The organism is Bizionia psychrotolerans (assembly GCF_001039595.1).
The window spans coordinates 18,510-37,176 of the sequence record NZ_JNGS01000003.1; the positions used below are offsets into that span (position 1 = coordinate 18,510).

General features: G+C 33.4%; 20 protein-coding genes and 2 pseudogenes. 9 read left to right on the forward strand and 13 right to left on the reverse strand.

What is annotated here, in order from left to right:
- A complete protein-coding gene (locus GK51_RS00390) occupies nt 1-1,047 on the forward strand; it encodes a DUF481 domain-containing protein (RefSeq protein WP_048330918.1) in 1,047 nt (348 codons plus the stop codon).
- 28 nt (nt 1,048-1,075) lie between these two features.
- Here the strand turns inward: GK51_RS00390 and GK51_RS00395 are convergent, their stop codons facing one another.
- Genes GK51_RS00395 through GK51_RS00405 form a run of 3 tightly spaced genes read right to left on the reverse strand, consistent with a single transcriptional unit; the run spans nt 1,076 to nt 2,819 of the window.
- Complete coding sequence (locus GK51_RS00395) at nt 1,076-1,297, reverse strand: VF530 family protein (RefSeq protein ID WP_048330919.1); 222 nt, start codon at nt 1,295-1,297, stop codon at nt 1,076-1,078.
- Nucleotides 1,298-1,302: 5 nt separating this feature from the next.
- Nucleotides 1,303-1,512 (reverse strand): DUF6500 family protein, encoded by a 210-nt coding sequence (locus GK51_RS00400; protein ID WP_048330921.1) that lies wholly within the window; start codon nt 1,510-1,512, stop codon nt 1,303-1,305.
- Between the two features lie 2 nt (nt 1,513-1,514).
- Complete coding sequence (locus GK51_RS00405) at nt 1,515-2,819, reverse strand: DEAD/DEAH box helicase (protein WP_048330923.1); 1,305 nt, start codon at nt 2,817-2,819, stop codon at nt 1,515-1,517.
- Between the two features lie 221 nt (nt 2,820-3,040).
- Between GK51_RS00405 and GK51_RS02510 the strand changes: the two genes are divergently transcribed.
- The 4 genes and pseudogenes from GK51_RS02510 (at nt 3,041) to GK51_RS02615 (ending at nt 6,553) form a co-directional block, all read left to right on the forward strand.
- Nucleotides 3,041-3,184, forward strand: a complete 144-nt coding sequence (locus GK51_RS02510) for a hypothetical protein (protein WP_197072700.1) — start codon at nt 3,041-3,043, stop codon at nt 3,182-3,184.
- 142 nt (nt 3,185-3,326) lie between these two features.
- On the forward strand, nt 3,327-3,926 hold the full coding sequence (locus GK51_RS00410; protein WP_048330926.1) for a SprT-like domain-containing protein: 600 nt from the start codon (nt 3,327-3,329) through the stop codon (nt 3,924-3,926).
- Between the two features lie 55 nt (nt 3,927-3,981).
- Complete coding sequence (locus GK51_RS00415; RefSeq protein ID WP_048330929.1) at nt 3,982-5,061, forward strand: mannose-1-phosphate guanylyltransferase; 1,080 nt, start codon at nt 3,982-3,984, stop codon at nt 5,059-5,061.
- Between the two features lie 2 nt (nt 5,062-5,063).
- Nucleotides 5,064-6,553: pseudogene (locus GK51_RS02615) on the forward strand (DUF389 domain-containing protein).
- A 5-nt stretch (nt 6,554-6,558) separates the two neighbouring features.
- Here the strand turns inward: GK51_RS02615 and GK51_RS00425 are convergent.
- Together GK51_RS00425 and GK51_RS00430 are read right to left on the reverse strand one after the other, a co-directional pair.
- The gene (locus tag GK51_RS00425) at nt 6,559-7,326 is read right to left on the reverse strand and encodes an ABC transporter ATP-binding protein (RefSeq protein ID WP_048330930.1); all 768 of its coding nucleotides are present in this window, start codon (nt 7,324-7,326) and stop codon (nt 6,559-6,561) included.
- A complete protein-coding gene (locus GK51_RS00430) occupies nt 7,326-8,063 on the reverse strand; it encodes an MlaE family ABC transporter permease (RefSeq protein ID WP_048330931.1) in 738 nt (245 codons plus the stop codon). The genes GK51_RS00425 and GK51_RS00430 overlap by 1 nt, the downstream gene beginning before the upstream one ends.
- A 106-nt stretch (nt 8,064-8,169) precedes the next feature.
- On the opposite strand from GK51_RS00430, the gene pafA reads away from it, so the two are divergent.
- Nucleotides 8,170-9,840, forward strand: coding sequence for an alkaline phosphatase PafA (gene pafA / locus GK51_RS00435; RefSeq protein WP_048330933.1), 1,671 nt, complete (start codon nt 8,170-8,172; stop codon nt 9,838-9,840).
- Between the two features lie 50 nt (nt 9,841-9,890).
- Here the strand turns inward: pafA and GK51_RS00440 are convergent, their stop codons facing one another.
- The 6 genes and pseudogenes from GK51_RS00440 to rsfS form a co-directional block, all read right to left on the reverse strand.
- Nucleotides 9,891-10,160 carry an acyl-CoA-binding protein gene (locus tag GK51_RS00440; protein ID WP_048330935.1) on the reverse strand — a complete coding sequence of 90 codons (270 nt, stop codon included), beginning with the start codon at nt 10,158-10,160 and terminating at the stop codon, nt 9,891-9,893.
- Nucleotides 10,160-10,810, reverse strand: a complete 651-nt coding sequence (locus GK51_RS00445) for a phosphatidylserine decarboxylase family protein (protein ID WP_048330936.1) — start codon at nt 10,808-10,810, stop codon at nt 10,160-10,162. Before GK51_RS00445 ends, GK51_RS00440 begins: the two co-directional genes overlap by 1 nt.
- Before the next feature lies 1 nt (nt 10,811).
- Complete coding sequence (locus tag GK51_RS00450) at nt 10,812-11,621, reverse strand: phosphatidate cytidylyltransferase (protein WP_048330937.1); 810 nt, start codon at nt 11,619-11,621, stop codon at nt 10,812-10,814.
- Between the two features lies 1 nt (nt 11,622).
- A pseudogene (locus GK51_RS00455) lies at nt 11,623-12,245 on the reverse strand (LUD domain-containing protein).
- 116 nt (nt 12,246-12,361) lie between these two features.
- On the reverse strand, nt 12,362-14,311 hold the full coding sequence (gene ftsH / locus GK51_RS00460) for an ATP-dependent zinc metalloprotease FtsH (protein ID WP_048330939.1): 1,950 nt from the start codon (nt 14,309-14,311) through the stop codon (nt 12,362-12,364).
- Nucleotides 14,311-14,682 (reverse strand): ribosome silencing factor, encoded by a 372-nt coding sequence (gene rsfS / locus GK51_RS00465; RefSeq protein WP_048330940.1) that lies wholly within the window; start codon nt 14,680-14,682, stop codon nt 14,311-14,313. Before rsfS ends, ftsH begins: the two co-directional genes overlap by 1 nt.
- A gap of 95 nt (nt 14,683-14,777) precedes the next feature.
- On the opposite strand from rsfS, the gene GK51_RS00470 reads away from it, so the two are divergent.
- Entirely contained in the window at nt 14,778-15,509 is a 732-nt protein-coding gene (locus tag GK51_RS00470) for a biotin--[acetyl-CoA-carboxylase] ligase (RefSeq protein ID WP_048330942.1), read from the forward strand.
- 6 nt (nt 15,510-15,515) lie between these two features.
- Here GK51_RS00470 and GK51_RS00475 read toward each other — a convergent pair whose 3' ends face one another.
- Entirely contained in the window at nt 15,516-15,911 is a 396-nt protein-coding gene (locus GK51_RS00475) for an SRPBCC family protein (RefSeq protein WP_048330943.1), read from the reverse strand.
- Nucleotides 15,912-15,942: 31 nt separating this feature from the next.
- On the reverse strand, nt 15,943-16,587 hold the full coding sequence (pyrE, locus tag GK51_RS00480; RefSeq protein WP_048330945.1) for an orotate phosphoribosyltransferase: 645 nt from the start codon (nt 16,585-16,587) through the stop codon (nt 15,943-15,945).
- A 127-nt stretch (nt 16,588-16,714) separates the two neighbouring features.
- Between pyrE and GK51_RS00485 the strand changes: the two genes are divergently transcribed.
- Both GK51_RS00485 and GK51_RS00490 read left to right on the forward strand, forming a co-directional pair.
- On the forward strand, nt 16,715-17,296 hold the full coding sequence (locus GK51_RS00485; RefSeq protein ID WP_048330947.1) for an NUDIX hydrolase: 582 nt from the start codon (nt 16,715-16,717) through the stop codon (nt 17,294-17,296).
- A 188-nt stretch (nt 17,297-17,484) separates the two neighbouring features.
- The coding region (locus GK51_RS00490) for a hypothetical protein (RefSeq protein WP_048330949.1) at nt 17,485-18,667 on the forward strand (1,183 nt) is incomplete at its 3' end.

Here is an 18,667-nt window from a genome sequence, read left to right on the forward strand (position 1 = left end):
ATGACGAAAAAATATAAGCTCAACTCATTTTTAACCTTTACTCTATTTTTATTTCTCACTTTATTATCTCAACTATCCTGGTCGCAGAACGACACGATTGTATTAAAAAATAATGATAAAATAATTGGAGAAATAAAATCGATGGATAGAGGCGTAGTAACAGTTAAAACGGACTACAGCGATTCTGATTTTAAAATTACATGGATAGATATTATTCGTGTGAGTAGTGAACAAACATTTTTGCTCACTTTATCTGATGGAAGACGAATTAATAGTACTTTTAAGACTAAAGGTGATGATTTAGGAAACGTAACTATTTTTGAAAATGGCGTTGAAATCATAATTCCAATTGCAGATATAGTTTATATAAAACCCGTTAAAGGTGATTTTCTTTCACGAATTGTTGCTTCCGTTTCTGTTGGATACAACATCACAAAAAGTAACAACTTAAGTCAATTTTCTGTTAATAGTAATTTAAGTTACACAGCCTACAAATGGCTTTTAACTGGAAGTTATAATTCCGTACGAAGCAATCAAGATGGCGTACCGGAAACCAATCGGACTGATGCGAATATTGGTTTTAAGTACTTTATGAAAAATGATTATTTTTACTCTACAGATGCGAGTTTTTTATCCAACGATGAGCAAAAACTAAAATTACGTTCAACCGTCAAAGGTGGTTTAGGAAAATATTTTGTGCACTCCAACAAATTATTTTTTGGAGGAGGTTTTGGTTTAGCATGGAACAATGAACAATATAATGATGTAATTGATGCCAACCGTAATTCCTTGGAAGCCTATGGAAACCTAACATTAAATATGTTCGATTTTAGTGATTTTAGTTTAAATACAGACCTAACTTTCTACCCAAGTTTAACAGAAGGTGGTCGTTATCGTGCAGATTATAATCTGAATTTAAAATATGATTTACCGTTAGACTTCTTCATCAAATTAGGCTTAACCTATAATTATGACAGTAAACCTGTTGAAGGTGCTTCCGTATCAGATTATGTATTCCAGTCTACCTTTGGTTGGGAGTTTAATTAGTCTATAGTTGCATTGAAAATATGCCGCATTATTTATTTTTCAACATGTTTAAATACATAGCTTCTACTTTACTCCGAGCCCAAGGTGTTCGTCGTAAAAATTTAAGACTAGATTTGACTGAAGGATTATCAGTAAAACACTTAATTTTTATAGTATAACCCATATATTCCCAACCATAATGTGCTTCTAAAGCAACAATAATTTCTTCTAGTTTTACACCGTGTAATGGATTATTTGGTTGCTGTTCCATAATGTTTAAGAAACTAGATTTTTAATTTTAACGGCTTTTTCAAAATGATCTAATTGATGGGCTTCTATCCACCATGTTGCAGCTTCCATTAACAATTTAGGATTATCATTTTTATTTGCGAAAAAGGCATAGAAAGATAAACCAACATTCTCACCTTTCTGTGCTATTTTGGTGTTACAAACGTTTAATATTTTTGCTCTTAATTCTGGACTCATATTTAATCTCTTCTTCTATTAGGTCTTTTTTTAGCTGAACGATTATCGTTGGATCTATTTGATTTTCTAGACGAATTATCTGATGAATTCCTTGGAGAACCAGACTTCTGTTTTTTAGGGCTTCTTTGTTGATTTCTACCTTGGCCTTGCTTAATTGGTTGTGTAGAGGCATTTGGATCTGGTTCAAAACCTTCCATAATAGTTACGGGAATTTTCTCACCAACTAATTTTTCTATATCACGTAAAAACGTAGTTTCATCAGCACTTACCAACGAAATAGCTTCTCCACTTGCTCCTGCTCTACCTGTTCTTCCTATTCGATGCACATAATCTTCAGAAATATTCGGCAATTCAAAATTAATAACATGTGGTAATAATGGAATATCTAATCCTCGTGCAGCAATATCTGTAGCCACTAAAACACTTATTTTACTCGATTTAAATCCTGCTAATGCCTTTGTTCTTGCTCCTTGACTTTTATTTCCATGAATAGCAGCTGCTGTAATTCCGCTGCTTATCATTTTCTTGCAAAGTTTGTTTGCTCCATGTTTTGTTCGTGTAAACACAAGCACCTGATTCCAATTACCATCTAATATCAATTTGATAATTAAGTCGGTTTTCTTGCCTTTAGCAACGCGATATACTTTTTGTGTAATAGCATCAACTGTGGAATTTTCAGGAGTTGCTTCTACTAAAACAGGCTTTCTTAAAATTCCGTTGGCTAGTTTTTTTATATCTTTAGAAAACGTGGCCGAAAACAATAAATTTTGTCTTTTAGGTGGCATTAAGGCCATAATCCGTTCTATGTCGCGTAAAAAACCCATATCTAACATTCTATCAGCTTCATCAAGAACCAGAATTTCTACCTGCTTTAGTGAAATAACACCTTGATTCTGTAAATCAAGCAAACGTCCTGGTGTTGCCACCAAAATATCAACACCTCGATTAAGGGATGCTACTTGTGGTTTCTGGTTTACGCCTCCAAAAATAACCAATGATCGTAAATCCGTAAATTCACTGTACGATTTTACGTTTTCATATACTTGCGCAGCTAACTCACGCGTTGGCGTTAAAATTAGCGCACGAATCGGTCTTCGATTGGAAGTTGTTTTTTGTGATAATATTTGTAATAACGGTAGTGTAAAACCTGCTGTTTTACCTGTTCCTGTTTGTGCAGATGCTAAAACATCACGTCCTTCAAGAACTGCTGGGATTGCTTTTTGTTGAATTGGAGAAGGTGTTTCATAACCTTGCTTACTGACCGCTTTTAAAAGGGCGTCAGACAAACCTAATGAGCTAAATGACATATATAATTTTTGTGAAGTGATAATCCAATAAAATAAAGAGGTCACTTCTTAAGTTAGCGACAAAGGTAAACTTATTTAATTCCTAATCTTCGTATAAAATGGTTTTTATCGATATCTAACTATACACAATTTTAACATTTAAAAATCTGATTTTAAGATAGTTTTAATAAAAAACAGCAGGAAAAACATTATATTAAAATGAATCAAAAAAAATTAAAACTATGGGAACTATAACAGATAAAAGAAAATTTAAACCAACCAAGGGACAAACAAACCCGACGAATCCAACTGGAAATACCAATATTGAAACCAACGATTTTGATATTGATAAAAAGACGATTAAAGGTCAACAGAGTAAAGAATAATTGCTTTTTTTTGATTGTCTGAAAAGCCTATTTCATAAAATTGAAATAGGCTTTTTTTTAATTGAATTTTCTTTATAATTATTTAAAAAAATAACAGCTTTTAATATTCAAAAATCAATTAAGAATTACGTTATTTTGCACTATGGAAAACACCCTTAAATCCTATATACCTGAAGCTGCTATCTCGCAAATAATTGCGTTGTTGGATCATGATGAATTAACAGTGAAAATAAAAACCGAACGCAAAACACGGCATGGTGATTACAGACGTTTACTAAATGGAAATCATGAAATAACCATAAATTCCAATTTAAATTCTTATCGCTTTTTAATTACTCTTATTCATGAAATAGCCCATTTTGAAGCTTATAAAAATTTCGGAAAAGGCATTAAACCACATGGAAAAGCTTGGAAGCACACCTTTCAAAAACTGATGCTTCCATTTTTGAATCCAGCTGTTTTTCCTATGGATTTACTACCACTTTTGGCAAATCATTTTAAAAACCCGAAAGCTAGCAGTGATACAGACATAAAATTAGCTTTCGCATTAAAACAGTTTGATCCACCAAATGATAAAACGTACGTTTTTGAAATTCCTTTTGGACAAACCTTTATACTTTATAATGGGAAAATTTTCAAAAAAGGCAATAAACGCGTAAAACGTATTGAATGCATGGAAATTAAAACAGGAAAATTGTATCTTTTCAACCCAAATGCAGAAGTAGAATTATTATATGATTAATGAATACCTTATCAGAATTCCCTCAATAAAATTGATATTGGTTAAATGAAACGAAATGAATAAAAACTATTACGCCATATTAATGGCAGGAGGCGTAGGCTCAAGATTCTGGCCTGTTAGCACACAAGATTTCCCGAAGCAATTTCATGATATGTTAGGCACTGGTGATACATTAATTCAAAAAACCTTCAGCCGATTAAGTCAAATTATCCCTAAAGAGAATATTTTCATTTTAACCAATGAACGCTATAACGACTTGGTTTTTGAACAACTTCCCGAAGTAACTAAACGTCAAGTAGTTCTGGAACCTGCAATGCGAAATACGGCTCCTTGTATTTTATATGCATCCTTAAAAATTCAAAAAGAAAATCCGGATGCTCTGATGATTGTAGCGCCAAGTGATCATTGGATTGAAGATGAAGCCGCATTTACTAATAATGTTCAGCAAGCTTTTGATTTTTGTTCTGAACATGATGCCTTAATGACATTAGGCATCAAACCAACATTTCCAAATACAGGCTATGGCTATATTGAATACACCAAATCGGCAGAAACAAATATAAAACCCGTCAATCAATTTAGAGAAAAACCAGACTACCAAACTGCCAAATCTTTTATAGAACAAGGAAATTTTTTGTGGAATGCTGGGATTTTCATGTGGAGCGTAGCCAGTGTTATAGATGCTTTTAAAACAAATCAGTCAGCTTTATTTGGACTTTTTCAAAAAGGAATACCTACATACAATACAGAAAACGAGTCGTCATTTATAGCTGAAAATTATGGTAAAGCCGAAAATATTTCAGTGGATTATGCCATTTTGGAATCATCAAAAAATGTGTACGTTCTTCCAGCAACTTTTGACTGGAATGATCTAGGAACTTGGGGCAGTTTATATGACAAGCTTGATAAAGGCTCCAACAATAATGCGGTTGTTAACGCGCAAACTTTGACTGAAGATGCTTCAGGAAACATGATTCGGACTAAAGGAAAGAAACTCGTTGTAATTGATGGTTTAAACGATTATATAATAGTTGACAAAGATGAAGTTTTACTTATCTTTCCGAAGTCTAAAGAACAAGACATAAAAGAAACATTACAACGCGTTAAAGATAATTTTGGAGATCAATTCATTTAAACATGGAAGAAAATAAATTCAACTTTTCTGAAGAAGAGTTAAAAAAAGAAGCCGCTGCAGAAGAGGCGAAAAAAGAGGCTGCCGTTGCGGAATCGAAAAAAGCGGTACGAAAAGACGCCAAAGGTCTTTTTGAGAATGTCAAAAAAATTCTTAATTGAATTATTAGATTTCCGTGAGGATACAGATCGTGATGAAACCACGGAAGCCATAAAACGAGATATTTCATTTAAAGGCGCAACCGCATGGATTCTTGTTTGTTCTATTTTCGTGGCTTCTATTGGATTAAATGCCAACTCAACAGCAGTTGTTATTGGTGCCATGTTAATTTCACCACTTATGGGTCCTATATTAGGTATCGGATTATCTGTGGCTGTGAATGATATTGACACCATGAAAAAATCGTTGATAAATTTAGCCATCATGATTGTGTTGAGTTTATTAACCGCTTATTTATTCTTTTGGTTATTCCCATTAAGTGAAGATACATCTGAATTATTAGGTCGTGTTCAACCAGATATTCGTGATGTTTTAATAGCCTTTTTTGGTGGTGCAGCATTAATAATCGCCAAAACAAAACGTGGAACAATAGCTTCTGCCATATTTGGTGTAGCTATAGCAACAGCCTTAATGCCACCTTTATGTACGGCAGGTTATGGTTTAGCTAAAGCTAATTGGCCTTACTTTTTTGGCGCTATGTATCTGTTTATTATCAACACGATTTTTATCGCATTAGCAACCTTTATTGTTGTAAAAGCATTGCGTTTTCCCATGTTGAAATATGCCAATTCAAAAAAAACGTAAGCGTATTGCTCAAATAGCATCATTTTTAGCGATTGTAGTGATGATACCTGCAGGTTTTACATTTTGGAATGTATTACAACAAAGCAACTTTGATACTGAAGCTAAACGTTTTGTGGATAATGAATTAAAAGGATTACCACAATATGAGTATATTAAAAAGAATACAATTCCTAAATTTAACGATGGTGATTCCTATATTGAATTTAATACGTTTGGATTAGGTGAAATTCCTGAAACGACTATAAACTTAATAAAAAGTAAAACATCTGATTATCCGGCTTTAGCCAATACGAGAATCATATTCAATCAAAGTCGTACAGAGCAATATGACAACATGAAGTTCATGGAACAGTTGCGCTATCGCGATTCTATTGACTTAATTTCGCAATCGCAAAAAATCAGTTTTTTAGAAGATCGTGTAAAATTGTTATCGGCATATGAAAAAAACACCATTCCATTTAATGATGTTATTCAAGAGGTTAAAATTAACTACGAGAATTTAGAGCGTTTCAGCTATGCCAATGAAATAGAATCTGATTTTGAGAAAACAGATACCATTTCAGTATTCTCTGTTAAATGGGATAGAGAAAAGATAAATACGGCTGGTATTGCCAAAGAGCAAGATAAATTAGAGCGCTGGTTGAAAGTAAAATTAAAGCTTGATACGTTGGTGGTAAGACAAATACAATAGGTGTTTTAAGCGCGTTCTTCCAAGTACATTTGGCGCACTTTTTTAAACAATTCAGACGAATATACAAAGTTGGTTACGGCTTCATTATCGGTTTTAAAAATCGTTTCTTTGGAGCCTTCCCATTCTTTGAGTCCATCTTTTAAAAAGACAATTTTCTGACCTATTTCCATAACAGAATTCATATCATGAGAATTTATAATGGTCGTCATGTTATATTCTTCGGTAATTTCATGAATCAAATTATCAATAACCATAGCCGTTTTAGGATCTAAACCTGAATTAGGTTCATCACAAAAAAGGTATTTTGGTTTATTTACAATGGCACGAGCAATAGCAACACGCTTTTGCATACCACCTGATGCTTCACTTGGGTATTTTTTATGAGCATCTTCTAAATTCACACGTTTCAACACAAAATCGGCTCGATCTTGCATTTCACTTTTACTTTGCTTGGTAAACATGCGTAACGGAAACATTACATTTTCTAAAATCGTCATAGAATCAAATAAAGCACTGCCTTGAAATACCATGCCCATTTCAGCACGTAAATCACTTTTTTCGTCTCCAGACAATTCGGAATACACCTTGCCATCATATAAAATAGCACCTTCTTCTGGACTAAATAAACCCAACAAACATTTTAGAAAAACTGTTTTACCAGAACCACTCTGACCAATCACCAAACTTGTTTTGCCTTTTTCAAAAGATGTTGAAACACCTTTTAAAATATGCGCATCACCAAAAGATTTATGTAAATTTTTAACTTCTATCATTAGCTTAATAACAATTGGGTTAATATATAGTTACAAAGTATAATCATAACGCTCGTCCAAACAAATGAGGTTGTGCTGGCTTTACCAACTTCCAGAGCTCCACCTCGCATATAATAACCGTAATACGATGGAATGGTGGCAAGAAGAAATGCAAAAATAGTTGTTTTAATAAATGCGTAGGTAATATGAAATGGAATAAATTCTGATTGCACGCCAGTTATATAGTCAGCAACCGAACTGTATCCTCCAAAATAACAAGCCGCTAAACCTCCAACGATACCAAGAAACATAGCAATTGAAATGACAAAAGGATATAGCATAAGTGCCACAAATTTTGGAAACACCAAATAGTTTACAGCGTTAATTCCCATGACTTCTAGAGCATCTATTTGCTCTGTTACACGCATGGTACCAATACTAGATGTAATAAATGAACCCACTTTACCAGCCATAATTACTGAAATAAACGTAGGCGCAAATTCCAAAATTACAGATTGTCGCGTTGCAAACCCAATAAGCGTTTTAGGAATTAAAGGACTTGTCATGTTAAGCGCTGTTTGAATGGTAACAACACCACCAACAAAGAAAGAAATAAAGGCAACAATACCTAAAGACCCAATAATTAAGTCATCGATATCATTAAGTATTAAGCGTTTCATAACGGACCATTTAGTAGGCTTACGAAACATGGCCTTAATCATCAAAAAGTAAGCGCCAATATTATGTAGGTAATTCATTCTGCGTTTTGTTCTTGCTAAAATAAAAAACAAAAATGTAATTAACGGTAATTTTATTTAATGATATTTAAAAATCATTACTTTTGATTTTTAAATATCCTTCGAAATGAAAAATAGTATCCTTATTATAATTAGTGTCATTCTTTTCAGCACTTGTCATGCGCAAAAAACGACTACCAATACTTTAGGTTCAACAGAAAAGATTTTAAATAGTAGTCCAAAATTGGTAGTTGGTATTGTAGTGGACCAAATGCGCTATGACTATTTAACACGTTTCTATAATAAATACTCGGAAGGTGGATTTAAACGTATGATGAATGCCGGTTTTAATTGTAAAAACAATCACTTTAATTACATTCCAACCTATACAGGACCAGGACATGCTTCGGTTTTTACAGGAACAACGCCAAAATACCATGGTATTATTGGAAATAATTGGTATGATAAAGAGCGTAAAGATTTCGTTTATTGCGCTGGCGATGAAACTGTACAGTCTTTAGGGACTTTAGATGATGCAGGAAAGATGTCGCCACATCGTATGCAAACAACATCTTTTGCAGATGAAAATCGCTTGTTTACCCAAATGCAAGGTAAAACTATAGGTGTAGCATTAAAAGATAGAGGTGCCATTTTACCAGCAGGACATGTAGCAAATGCCGCATATTGGTTTCATGGTAAAGATGAAGGAAGTTGGATAAGTAGCTCTTTCTATATGAATGACTTGCCTAACTGGGTTAAGGATTTCAACACATCTGACGCAGCCGAATCATACATAAAAATATGGAATACCCTGTACCCTATTGAGACGTATACAGAAAGTGGTTCAGATTTAAATACGTTTGAAGGCGGTTTTAAAGGTCAAGAAACGGCAACTTTCCCTTATGATTTGAGCCAATTAAAAAATGTCAACAGTGGTTTTGATATTTTAAAAGCCACACCCTATGGAAATAGTTTAACAACCGATTTTGCTATGGCTGCCATATCTGGTGAACAGCTAGGAATGGATAATATTACCGATGTTTTAACTTTAAGTTATTCTAGTACGGATTATGTAGGTCATAATTTTGGTGTAAATTCTAAAGAAATAGAAGACACGTATTTACGTTTAGATTTGGATTTAGAGCGTTTTTTTAAATATTTAGATAAAACAATAGGTACTGGAGAATATACCGTGTTTTTAACTGCCGACCATGGTGCTGTTGAAGTACCTTCCTACTTAAAATCTGTAAAAATCCCTTCTGGATATTTAAACAATTCGGAAACTAAAAAACGGTTTAGTACTTTTATGACTGAACGCTTTGGTGCGGAGGATTTAATTGAGAACGTCAGTAATAACCAGGTATTTCTGAATAGAGATAAAATAAATGAGCTCAAACTAAATATAACCGATGTTCAAGAAATTATTGTCAATGAGCTCATCAGCTACGAGAATATTTCCAAGATATTTTCTGCCTCAACTATGACCAATTCATCATTTACAATTGGAATAGAATCTTTATTGCAAAATGGCTATAATCAAAAACGTTCTGGCGATGTATTAATGATTCCTGATGCTGCCTTTATTTCGTATAGCCAAACAGGTTCTACACATGGAAGTGGATTTAATTATGATACACACGTACCTTTATTATTTTTCGGAAAAGGTATTGCTAATGGTAGTACGCTTGAAAAAACGGTTATTCCAGATATTGCTCCAACAATTTCAGCTATGCTAGGTATTAGTTTCCCAAATGGTGCTACAGGAAAGCCTTTGGAGTTTGTTTTGAAAAACAATTAGCAATTAAAAAAGTTGAATATATCTGAAACCTTATACTAGGAAGATCCTACTTATTTTCGATAAAGGAAATAATTATTGACGAGCTCTATATAGGTTTCCTTCGCTTCGTCTTGTGAAATATTTTGAATTTGGAAGAGTGCATTTGTTTTAAATGCGGTAATTAATGGTTTACTACTATTGCTTGGTCTATTATAATCGTTACTAGCTTTTTTGAAATAGGCGTATAAGCGTAGTAAAAAATCCGCAGGAAATGGCTCTTGATGGTCGTTAATCCTATCAACAGCTTCTTTGAAGGCGATATCTAATTCTTCAGAAGTCATTATTTTTCGGCTATAATACTTTCTGCACCACGAACTTTTTGATTTAGTGATACGTTAATTTTTGCATCCAAAGGTAAAAATAGGTCTACACGTGAACCAAATTTAATAAATCCAGATTCACCTCCTTGATTTACTTGGTCACCTTCTTGAGCATAATTAACGATACGTTTCGCCAATGCTCCAGCAACTTGTCTGTGCAACACCATTCCAAAAACTTCATTTTCCACAACAACAGTTGTACGTTCGTTTTCTTCACTTGCTTTTGGGTGCCATGCTACTAAATATTTTCCTGGATGGTATTTACTATAAACCACACGACCTCCTATTGGATATCTGGTTACATGCACATTTATTGGCGACATAAAAATACTAACTTGAATGCGTTTTTCTTTAAAATATTCTTTTTCAAAAACTTCTTCTATAACCACAACTTTACCATCCACTGGAGATACAACATGCTTATCATTATAAGCGGTTTGCCGTTTAGGATTTCTAAAGAATTGTAAAATTAGAAGTAAAAACACCAACAACGTAATCATGATTAACATGTTTAGCCATGGTAGCATAACATACGTGTCAGTGATTAAAAATAACGCCACAATAACGATAAGCGCTCCTAAAATAATTTTATGTCCTTCTTTGTGAAACATGCTATATAAATTCTAAAAACAAATGAATAAAAGGTGCTGCAAAAATAATACTATCTAATCGATCTAACAATCCGCCATGACCTGGCATAATTACACCACTATCTTTAACGCCTGCTTGACGTTTAAATTTGGATTCTATTAAATCTCCCAAAGTACCAAAAACACTAATAATAATAGCTAAAACAAGCCAATAATTAAAACTTAATGTTTCCGTAAAGGTAGCAATAAAATAGCTAGCTACTGATGAAAAAAACAAACCACCTATAAAACCTTCAACGGTTTTCTTTGGTGAAATGGACTCAAAAAGTTTTTGTTTTCCAAAATTTTTCCCAACCAAAAAGGCAAATGTATCATTAACCCAAACAAGAATAAAGGCACCTAATAAAATAAAAGGATTGTATTCACTATTATAATTAGCAATAAGTACCAGAAACACAAATGCACTTGACAAATAAAATGTAGTCAATAAAAAGCGCTTGGAAACAAATAAGGGTATGGTTTTTTCAGTAAACAAATCCTTTATGAGTAAGAGTTGCACAAATATGGTGATGACTTGTAGGATTTGTGTGGCTTCGCTTAAACCTGCTTCCGATTTCATGAAAAACTGCCAATAACCAAATACTAAATACATGAGAATAAAAATCACATATGGAAAAATGGATTTGTAACCAATGAGCTTTTTAAATTCACCCATACAGATTAATCCAAAAACAAAAAACAAAATTATTAAGGCATGTTCGTTTAATAGAGATACCATTAATAAGGAAACATATAATAAGCCTGTAAAAGATCTGATAAGGATTTCTTTCATGTTACAGATCTTCTAATAGAAGTAAGTATAAATTTTTGGAATTGCTACCATAACTCATAAAATCGTTTTCTTTTTCTTTACCTTCTAAGGTTTTAAAATGCTTTATGGTCGTAATATTGGTAGGAATTTTTTTTGTGCTATTGTTTTTAATACCACGCAATCCTTCACCAATACTACCTGTAATTTGGCTGGTGGTTGCAAAGACTATAAAATTTTCAGGAAATTCTATTAATTTTTTTTCAGCTATTTGGTTCGATGAAATTAAAAGTGAACCATCATCAGCTATTAAATTCTCACAAGTTGTTAAGAAATAAGAGGCATCTGAACTTTTACGCGTGACCTGCAATTCTGATTTTTTAAATTTAAGCGCAAGTTGCTCATCATAGATTAACACATTTTTTTTCTTCCCAATCGTTTTCTAAAATAATGTTATTTAAGCTATCATAAACTTCATCTAAATTTTCGCAATAGAGAAACTTACCACCATTCGCTTTAAAGTTTATAGTAAACCTTTCATCTATTGGTAATTTAATTTCAGGCATGTATTTGCCACGATCATTAGATTTTAATTCTTTCTCTGAATCTTCAGATTTGGAACCAAAAAATTTTTCTAAATAGACTCATTTATGTATTTGCTATTAATATGAGTGTTTTAAGGTGTTTTTCAAATATAAAAAATCTTAAACGAACCATAAGGCTAATTTAAGATTTTAAATAAATGTTAACAGATAATTTTTGATTTATTCTTCTTCTTCCGAAACCATTACTGGTAATTCATAAGGTCGTTTTCCAAATATTTTTTCTAAATTATCCTTAAAAATAACTTCTTTTTCCAATAAAACGTCAGCTAATTGTGTCAGTTTATCTTTATTATCTTCTAATAATTTAATAGCACGTTGGTACTGTTCTTCTATGATTCTCGAAATTTCGTCATCAATTAATTCAGAAGTCTTTTCACTATAAGGTTTTGTAAAACCGTATTCACTTTGACCTGATGAATCATAATATGTTAAGTTTCCCACCTTTTCACTTAAACCATAAACCGTTACCATAGCTCGCGCTTGTTTGGTTACCTTTTCCAAATCGCTTAATGCTCCTGTTGAAATTTGATTAAAAATTACTTTTTCAGCAGCACGTCCGCCTAATGCGGCACACATTTCATCTAGCATTTGTTCTGGTCTAACAATTAAGCGCTCTTCTGGTAAATACCAAGCAGCTCCTAATGAACGTCCTCTAGGAACAATCGTTACTTTTACTAAAGGTGCGGCATGTTCTAACATCCAACTTACAGTAGCATGACCAGCTTCATGATAAGCTACAGCTTTCTTCTCACCTGGTGTAATAATTTTATTTTTCTTCTCAAGACCACCAACTATTCTATCAACTGCATCCAAGAAATCTTGTTTATCTACCGCTTTCTTTTCGTTTCTGGCCGCAATTAGAGCCGCTTCGTTACAAACATTTGCTATATCAGCTCCAGAAAAACCTGGTGTTTGCTTGGATAAAAAGTCGATATCTAAATCTTCAGCTTTCTTTAAGGGCCTTAAATGCACTTCGAAAATTTCTTTACGCTCGCGCACGTCAGGAAGATCCACAAAAATTTGTCTATCAAAACGTCCTGCACGCATTAATGCTTTATCTAAAACATCTGCTCGGTTGGTTGCTGCAATTACAATTACGTTGGTATTGGTTCCAAAACCATCCATTTCCGTTAATAATTGGTTCAATGTGTTTTCACGTTCATCATTAGAACCTGACATATTATTTTTTCCACGAGCACGACCAATAGCATCAATTTCATCAATGAAAATAATGGCTGGCGATTTCTCTTTAGCTTGCTTGAACAAATCACGAACACGTGATGCTCCAACACCAACAAACATTTCAACAAAATCTGAACCAGATAATGAGAAAAATGGCACTTTAGCTTCACCTGCAACAGCTTTTGCTAATAGAGTTTTACCTGTTCCTGGAGGTCCTACTAATAATGCGCCTTTAGGAATTTTACCACCTAAATTGGTATATTTTTCTGGGTTTTTAAGGAAGTCCACAATTTCTTGAACTTCTTCTTTAGCACCTTCTAAACCAGCAACATCTTTAAAGGATGTTTTTACTTCTGTATTCTCATCGAAAAGTTTAGCTCGCGATTTACCAATATTAAATATTTGTCCACCTGCTCCTCCTCCAGAACCACCAGACATACGCCTCATGATAAAAATCCAAACACCGATTAACAATACAAAAGGAAGTAATCCTATTAAGAAATCACCCCAAAGATTTTGTTCTGTTTTATATTCAACTTTTGGTTTCGGATCTAAATTTTCCGTTTGTATAACCTGTGCAATTTCATCTTCAAAATTCTGAAGATCACCAAATTCAAATCTATAATTTGGTAATTTGGTTGCAGTTGGTAATAATGATGTTGGTTTAGATTTTGCATGTACTTCCTTAGCTTCTGCTTCAGGAGTTAAGTACACTTTGGCTTCGCGCCTATTTACAATTTCTACTTTATCTACATCGCCATCCTTTAAAAAGGTCATAAATTGAGATGGTGTCGTTGGATCTGTTTCATCAAACCCGCTACCTCCTAGAATTTGTACAGCGAAAAACAAAACGATGGCGCCTCCATAAATCCAATACATATTGAATTTAGGTTTCTTATTTTTATTATTTTTAGTATCTTTTGTCATTAATAGTTTGTTTCAATTACCGTTGTTTTTGCATCACCCCAAAGACTCTCAATATCGTAATATTCACGAATATGCTTCTGAAAAACATGAACTACAACATTCACATAATCCATTAAAACCCATTCGGAATTTTCAGTCCCTTCAATGTGCCAAGGTTTGTCTTTAAGTTCTTTACTTACTTTTTTCTGGATGGAACTAACAATGGCGTTTACTTGCGTGTTTGAAGTACCTTCGCAAATAATAAAATAATCACAAACCGTATTTTCTATCTCTCGTAAGTCTAATATATTAATCTCTTTTCCTTTTACATCCTCAATTCCGCCTATTATATTAGCAATCAATTGGTCTATGTTAATTTGCTTTTTTGCCATTCAATTCATTTAATTTGTGCAAAGTTATTATTTTTTAGTTCTTTATACCGTAAAAAAATCATAAGATTTACAGTCTATATTCAATAATTTACAGAATGCATATAATCAAACTTAATGCCACCGATTCTACCAACTCGTATTTACGAGCATTGAGTACTCAAAAGGTTCTGGAAGATTATACTATTGTTACCGCAAACCATCAAACTAAAGGTCGTGGACAGCGTGGTACAAATTGGACATCTGAATCTGGTAAAAACTTGATGTTTAGCGTTTTCAAAGATGTATCCTTCATTAAATTTCAGGATAATTACTTTATAAGTATCATTACCTCTTTGGCATTGATTAAAACGTTACAGCAATTTTTAATTCCTAAATTACGCATCAAATGGCCAAACGACATTTTGTCAGAGGACAAGAAAATCTGTGGTATTTTAATTGAAAATATTGTAAAACAAAACGCTTTTGGTTGCACTATTATTGGAATTGGCTTGAATGTTAATCAAACAAAATTTGATAATCTTCCAAATGCCACGTCACTTCAACTAATAGCTGGTACGCCTTTTAATACGGACGAATTACTGCAAAGTATTGTTGAAAATTTAGAATACTATTTTGAACAATTAAAGTATGGTCAGCAAATCACTTTAAAAGAAACCTATGAGAACTATTTATTCAGAAAGAATAAACCTTCAACCTTTAAAGATCAAGAGGGTAATTTATTCACAGGATACATTCAAGGAATAACAAATTCTGGCAATTTACGTGTTTTATTAGAAGACGAAATTATTGCCGAATACGAGCTTAAGGAAATTGCGTTACTGTATTAATTAAACCTAGACCGCTTTTGGCATATTGCTAGCCAACGTTTCAATAAATTTCGAGATAGGTCCTTTAATCATCATGGCCATCATAGCATTAAACTCACCACTGAATTCCAGTTGAACCTCACTTGTGTTGGCATCAATTTCGGTAATATTTCCTGTTAAAGAAAAATCCAACTTTCCGCCTGCTGCGCCTAAAACAATTTTATTTGGCGATATCATTTCCTTTTTCTTCAATACAATTTCTGGCATGCCTTTTAAAGCGAAAAGAAACTTATCTTCACCTAAAACTTCAAATTTACTAATGTTTTCCGGCATTAATTTTTCGAAGTTTTTAATATCAGATAAGAAGTTAAAAACAGTTTCTGGTGATTTATTAATAATGGTTTTCGGTGATTCTAAATTCATAATAATTTTTTAAATATGTATTTCACTAATATCAATTAGCGTTCCATTCTGCAGGATTGGCATTCCAAGATGCTAAAATGGTTTGTTCTTTAGTAGATATGTAATTTGTATGATAGGCTTGATCTAAAAGCGATGCATAATCACTTAAGGTCGTTAATTGTACGTTTTCTTTTTCGAAATTTTCCTTTGAAATATTAAAGCCATAAGTAAAAATAGCAATCATACCTTTAACATTTGCATGATTCTCCTTTAAAGCACGAACCGCATTTAAACTGCTCTGTCCCGTACTTATTAAGTCCTCAACAACAACCACATTTTGTCCAGGCTCCAAATGACCTTCAATTTGGTTTTGACGACCATGACTTTTAGCTTCGGGTCTAACGTAGATAAAAGGCAAGCCTAAATACTCTGCAACCAACATACCAATACCAATTGCTCCTGTTGCTACACCAGCAATCACATCCGGTTTACCGTATTGCTTTTCAATTTGTTTAGCCATGGTTTCGCGAATATAATTTCGGATTGGTGGATATGATAGCACAATTCTATTGTCACAATAAATAGGAGATTTCCATCCAGAAGCCCAAGTAAAGGGTTCTTTAGGTTGTAATTTTATAGCATTTACCTGAAGTAATACCTCGGCCGTTTTTCTGGCAGTGTCTTTGTTAAAAATCATAAAGGCAAAATTACACAATTTACGTAATCTGCATTTTTAATGTGTGATTTAAAATTAATTTTTTAATTCTATTGCTATCATATATTTTTTAATATTTTTACAAAACCTAATTGCAACAATAGATATTATGTATAAAGTTTTTGTTAATGATAAGCCCATTATCTTAACAACAGAAGTTGAAAAAGAAGCATCTTTCAAAAACTACTTATTAAAATCTGTTGATATAACTAAAGTTATCAAGGATCTTAATAAAAAATCTATTAAGGAAGTCCACCTCATTCACCGCAAAGAAGAAAAATTACTCAAAAAATTTCTAAAAAAATTACCCAACGTTATTGCTGGTGGTGGAAAAGTATATAATGATAAAGGTGACATTTTATTCATTTACAGAAATGATAAATGGGATTTACCTAAAGGAAAAACTGAAAAGAAAGAATCTATCGAAACCACTGCAATACGTGAAGTTGAAGAAGAAACAGGTGTTGAAGGCTTAAAAATAACTAAACCTTTAGAAACCACTTACCATATTTTTAAACGAAATGGTAAGTATAAAATCAAAATCACGTATTGGTTTGAAATGACAACCACATACTCTGGCACTTTAGAACCTCAAGAAAATGAAGGTATTACCAAAGTTGCTTGGTTAAATCCGAACGAAGCTATAGAGGCGCTTAAAAATAGTTATGCCAATATCAAATTACTTTTTTAATTTTTTCTACAATACCCAGTTTCCATAATTTAGCCCTATTTCATTAGGGCTCACCTTAATCTCAACACTCTTAAAACACACGTTTTTAAAACTTTAAACAAAAATAATTGTACTTATTTTTTAAAATATTTTGTTTCGTATTTCTTTTTTGTTTAACTTTATCGGATAATCTTTAAACAAAAAATACGATGAAATTAGAAACTACATTCAGATTTCCCAAATCTACCATCTTACTTTTGTTTTTATTTACTTTTTCATTGCAATCTTATTCACAAGAATCCGATGAAAGAAGAAATTGTGGAGACATAGAAGGATTCGAATTTTCCAATGGCTCCGAAAGCATGGCCATTGAAAATGGCGGATCTTATAACATTGCCGACCTCCCTTCTTTTGCTTATATTAACTTATTGGTTGATGGCAATTCGCAAAGCGCTAAATTTGCTGTGCGAAATGACAATACTGATGAGTATGATTACATTACGGAAAACTCATTACCTTACACGTACCCAAGCGGAAATCAAGCATGGGATTTAGGTGTCGGAACATTTACCATTCGAGCCGATTTGTATAAATACAATTATGGTTTTGGGAGACGTTGTGATCGTGCAGTCATAACTTTTACGGTAACAGAAACATGTAACGCCTTTGCTGGTACTGCAACTGCCGTAGCTTCAACTGTAACATTAGTTGATGGTATGTCCACAATTTCTGCAACACCAAATGGTGACGCTGTTATTCCTGACGGATTCAGATTGGGATTTGTGGTTACACAAGGTGCTGATTTAGTAATTGTTGATGGTGACGACATGAACTCATTTCCTGTAACTCAAGCTGGTACTTACACACTCCATCCATTGGTTTACAATCCCAACACGCTTGACGTTAGTATTATAGAATTGGGAGTAACAACTGGAGTGGACGTTCTTGGATTAATCTCTCAAGGTGGTGGTGATATTTGTGCGTCGCTAGATGTGACTGGTGCGCCTGTTACTGTTGAAAGCTGTTCTGCGGATGCTGGAACAGTAATGGCTAACATGGATACAGCTTGCTTAGTAGATGGTATGGCAACAATTTCTGCAACATCTAATAATGATGCTAATATTCCAGATGGCTACTCTTCTATTTATGTATTAACGCAAGGCGAAGGTCTTGTAATCGTAAACGCTGGTGCTGAACCAAGTTTTGACGTAACCGAAGGTGGTAATTATACCATTCATACATTGGTTTACAATCCAGAAACTTTAGATTTAGGGATCGTGGAATTCGGTGTGACTACTGGTTTTGACGTCTTCGGACTTATCATTCCTGGTGGTGGAAACATTTGCGCTGCTCTTGATGTAGCTGGTGCATCTGTGTCTGTTGAAAATCCAA

Excerpts from the sequence above, each read along its gene's own strand:
- GK51_RS00485 (WP_048330947.1), top strand. The coding sequence starts at position 16,715 with ATGTATAAAGTTTTTGTTAATGATAAGCCCATTATCTTAACAACAGAA.
- GK51_RS00390 (WP_048330918.1), top strand. The coding sequence starts at position 1 with ATGACGAAAAAATATAAGCTCAACTCATTTTTAACCTTTACTCTATTT.
- ftsH (WP_048330939.1), bottom strand. The coding sequence starts at position 14,311 with ATGACAAAAGATACTAAAAATAATAAAAATAAGAAACCTAAATTCAAT.
- GK51_RS02510 (WP_197072700.1), top strand. The coding sequence starts at position 3,041 with ATGGGAACTATAACAGATAAAAGAAAATTTAAACCAACCAAGGGACAA.
- rsfS (WP_048330940.1), bottom strand. The coding sequence starts at position 14,682 with ATGGCAAAAAAGCAAATTAACATAGACCAATTGATTGCTAATATAATA.
- GK51_RS00445 (WP_048330936.1), bottom strand. The coding sequence starts at position 10,810 with ATGTTTCACAAAGAAGGACATAAAATTATTTTAGGAGCGCTTATCGTT.
- pafA (WP_048330933.1), top strand. The coding sequence starts at position 8,170 with ATGAAAAATAGTATCCTTATTATAATTAGTGTCATTCTTTTCAGCACT.
- pyrE (WP_048330945.1), bottom strand. The coding sequence starts at position 16,587 with ATGATTTTTAACAAAGACACTGCCAGAAAAACGGCCGAGGTATTACTT.
- GK51_RS00470 (WP_048330942.1), top strand. The coding sequence starts at position 14,778 with ATGCATATAATCAAACTTAATGCCACCGATTCTACCAACTCGTATTTA.
- GK51_RS00425 (WP_048330930.1), bottom strand. The coding sequence starts at position 7,326 with ATGATAGAAGTTAAAAATTTACATAAATCTTTTGGTGATGCGCATATT.
- GK51_RS00400 (WP_048330921.1), bottom strand. The coding sequence starts at position 1,512 with ATGAGTCCAGAATTAAGAGCAAAAATATTAAACGTTTGTAACACCAAA.
- GK51_RS00475 (WP_048330943.1), bottom strand. The coding sequence starts at position 15,911 with ATGAATTTAGAATCACCGAAAACCATTATTAATAAATCACCAGAAACT.
- GK51_RS00440 (WP_048330935.1), bottom strand. The coding sequence starts at position 10,160 with ATGACTTCTGAAGAATTAGATATCGCCTTCAAAGAAGCTGTTGATAGG.
- GK51_RS00410 (WP_048330926.1), top strand. The coding sequence starts at position 3,327 with ATGGAAAACACCCTTAAATCCTATATACCTGAAGCTGCTATCTCGCAA.
- GK51_RS00405 (WP_048330923.1), bottom strand. The coding sequence starts at position 2,819 with ATGTCATTTAGCTCATTAGGTTTGTCTGACGCCCTTTTAAAAGCGGTC.
- GK51_RS00395 (WP_048330919.1), bottom strand. The coding sequence starts at position 1,297 with ATGGAACAGCAACCAAATAATCCATTACACGGTGTAAAACTAGAAGAA.
- GK51_RS00415 (WP_048330929.1), top strand. The coding sequence starts at position 3,982 with ATGAATAAAAACTATTACGCCATATTAATGGCAGGAGGCGTAGGCTCA.
- GK51_RS00430 (WP_048330931.1), bottom strand. The coding sequence starts at position 8,063 with ATGAATTACCTACATAATATTGGCGCTTACTTTTTGATGATTAAGGCC.
- GK51_RS00450 (WP_048330937.1), bottom strand. The coding sequence starts at position 11,621 with ATGAAAGAAATCCTTATCAGATCTTTTACAGGCTTATTATATGTTTCC.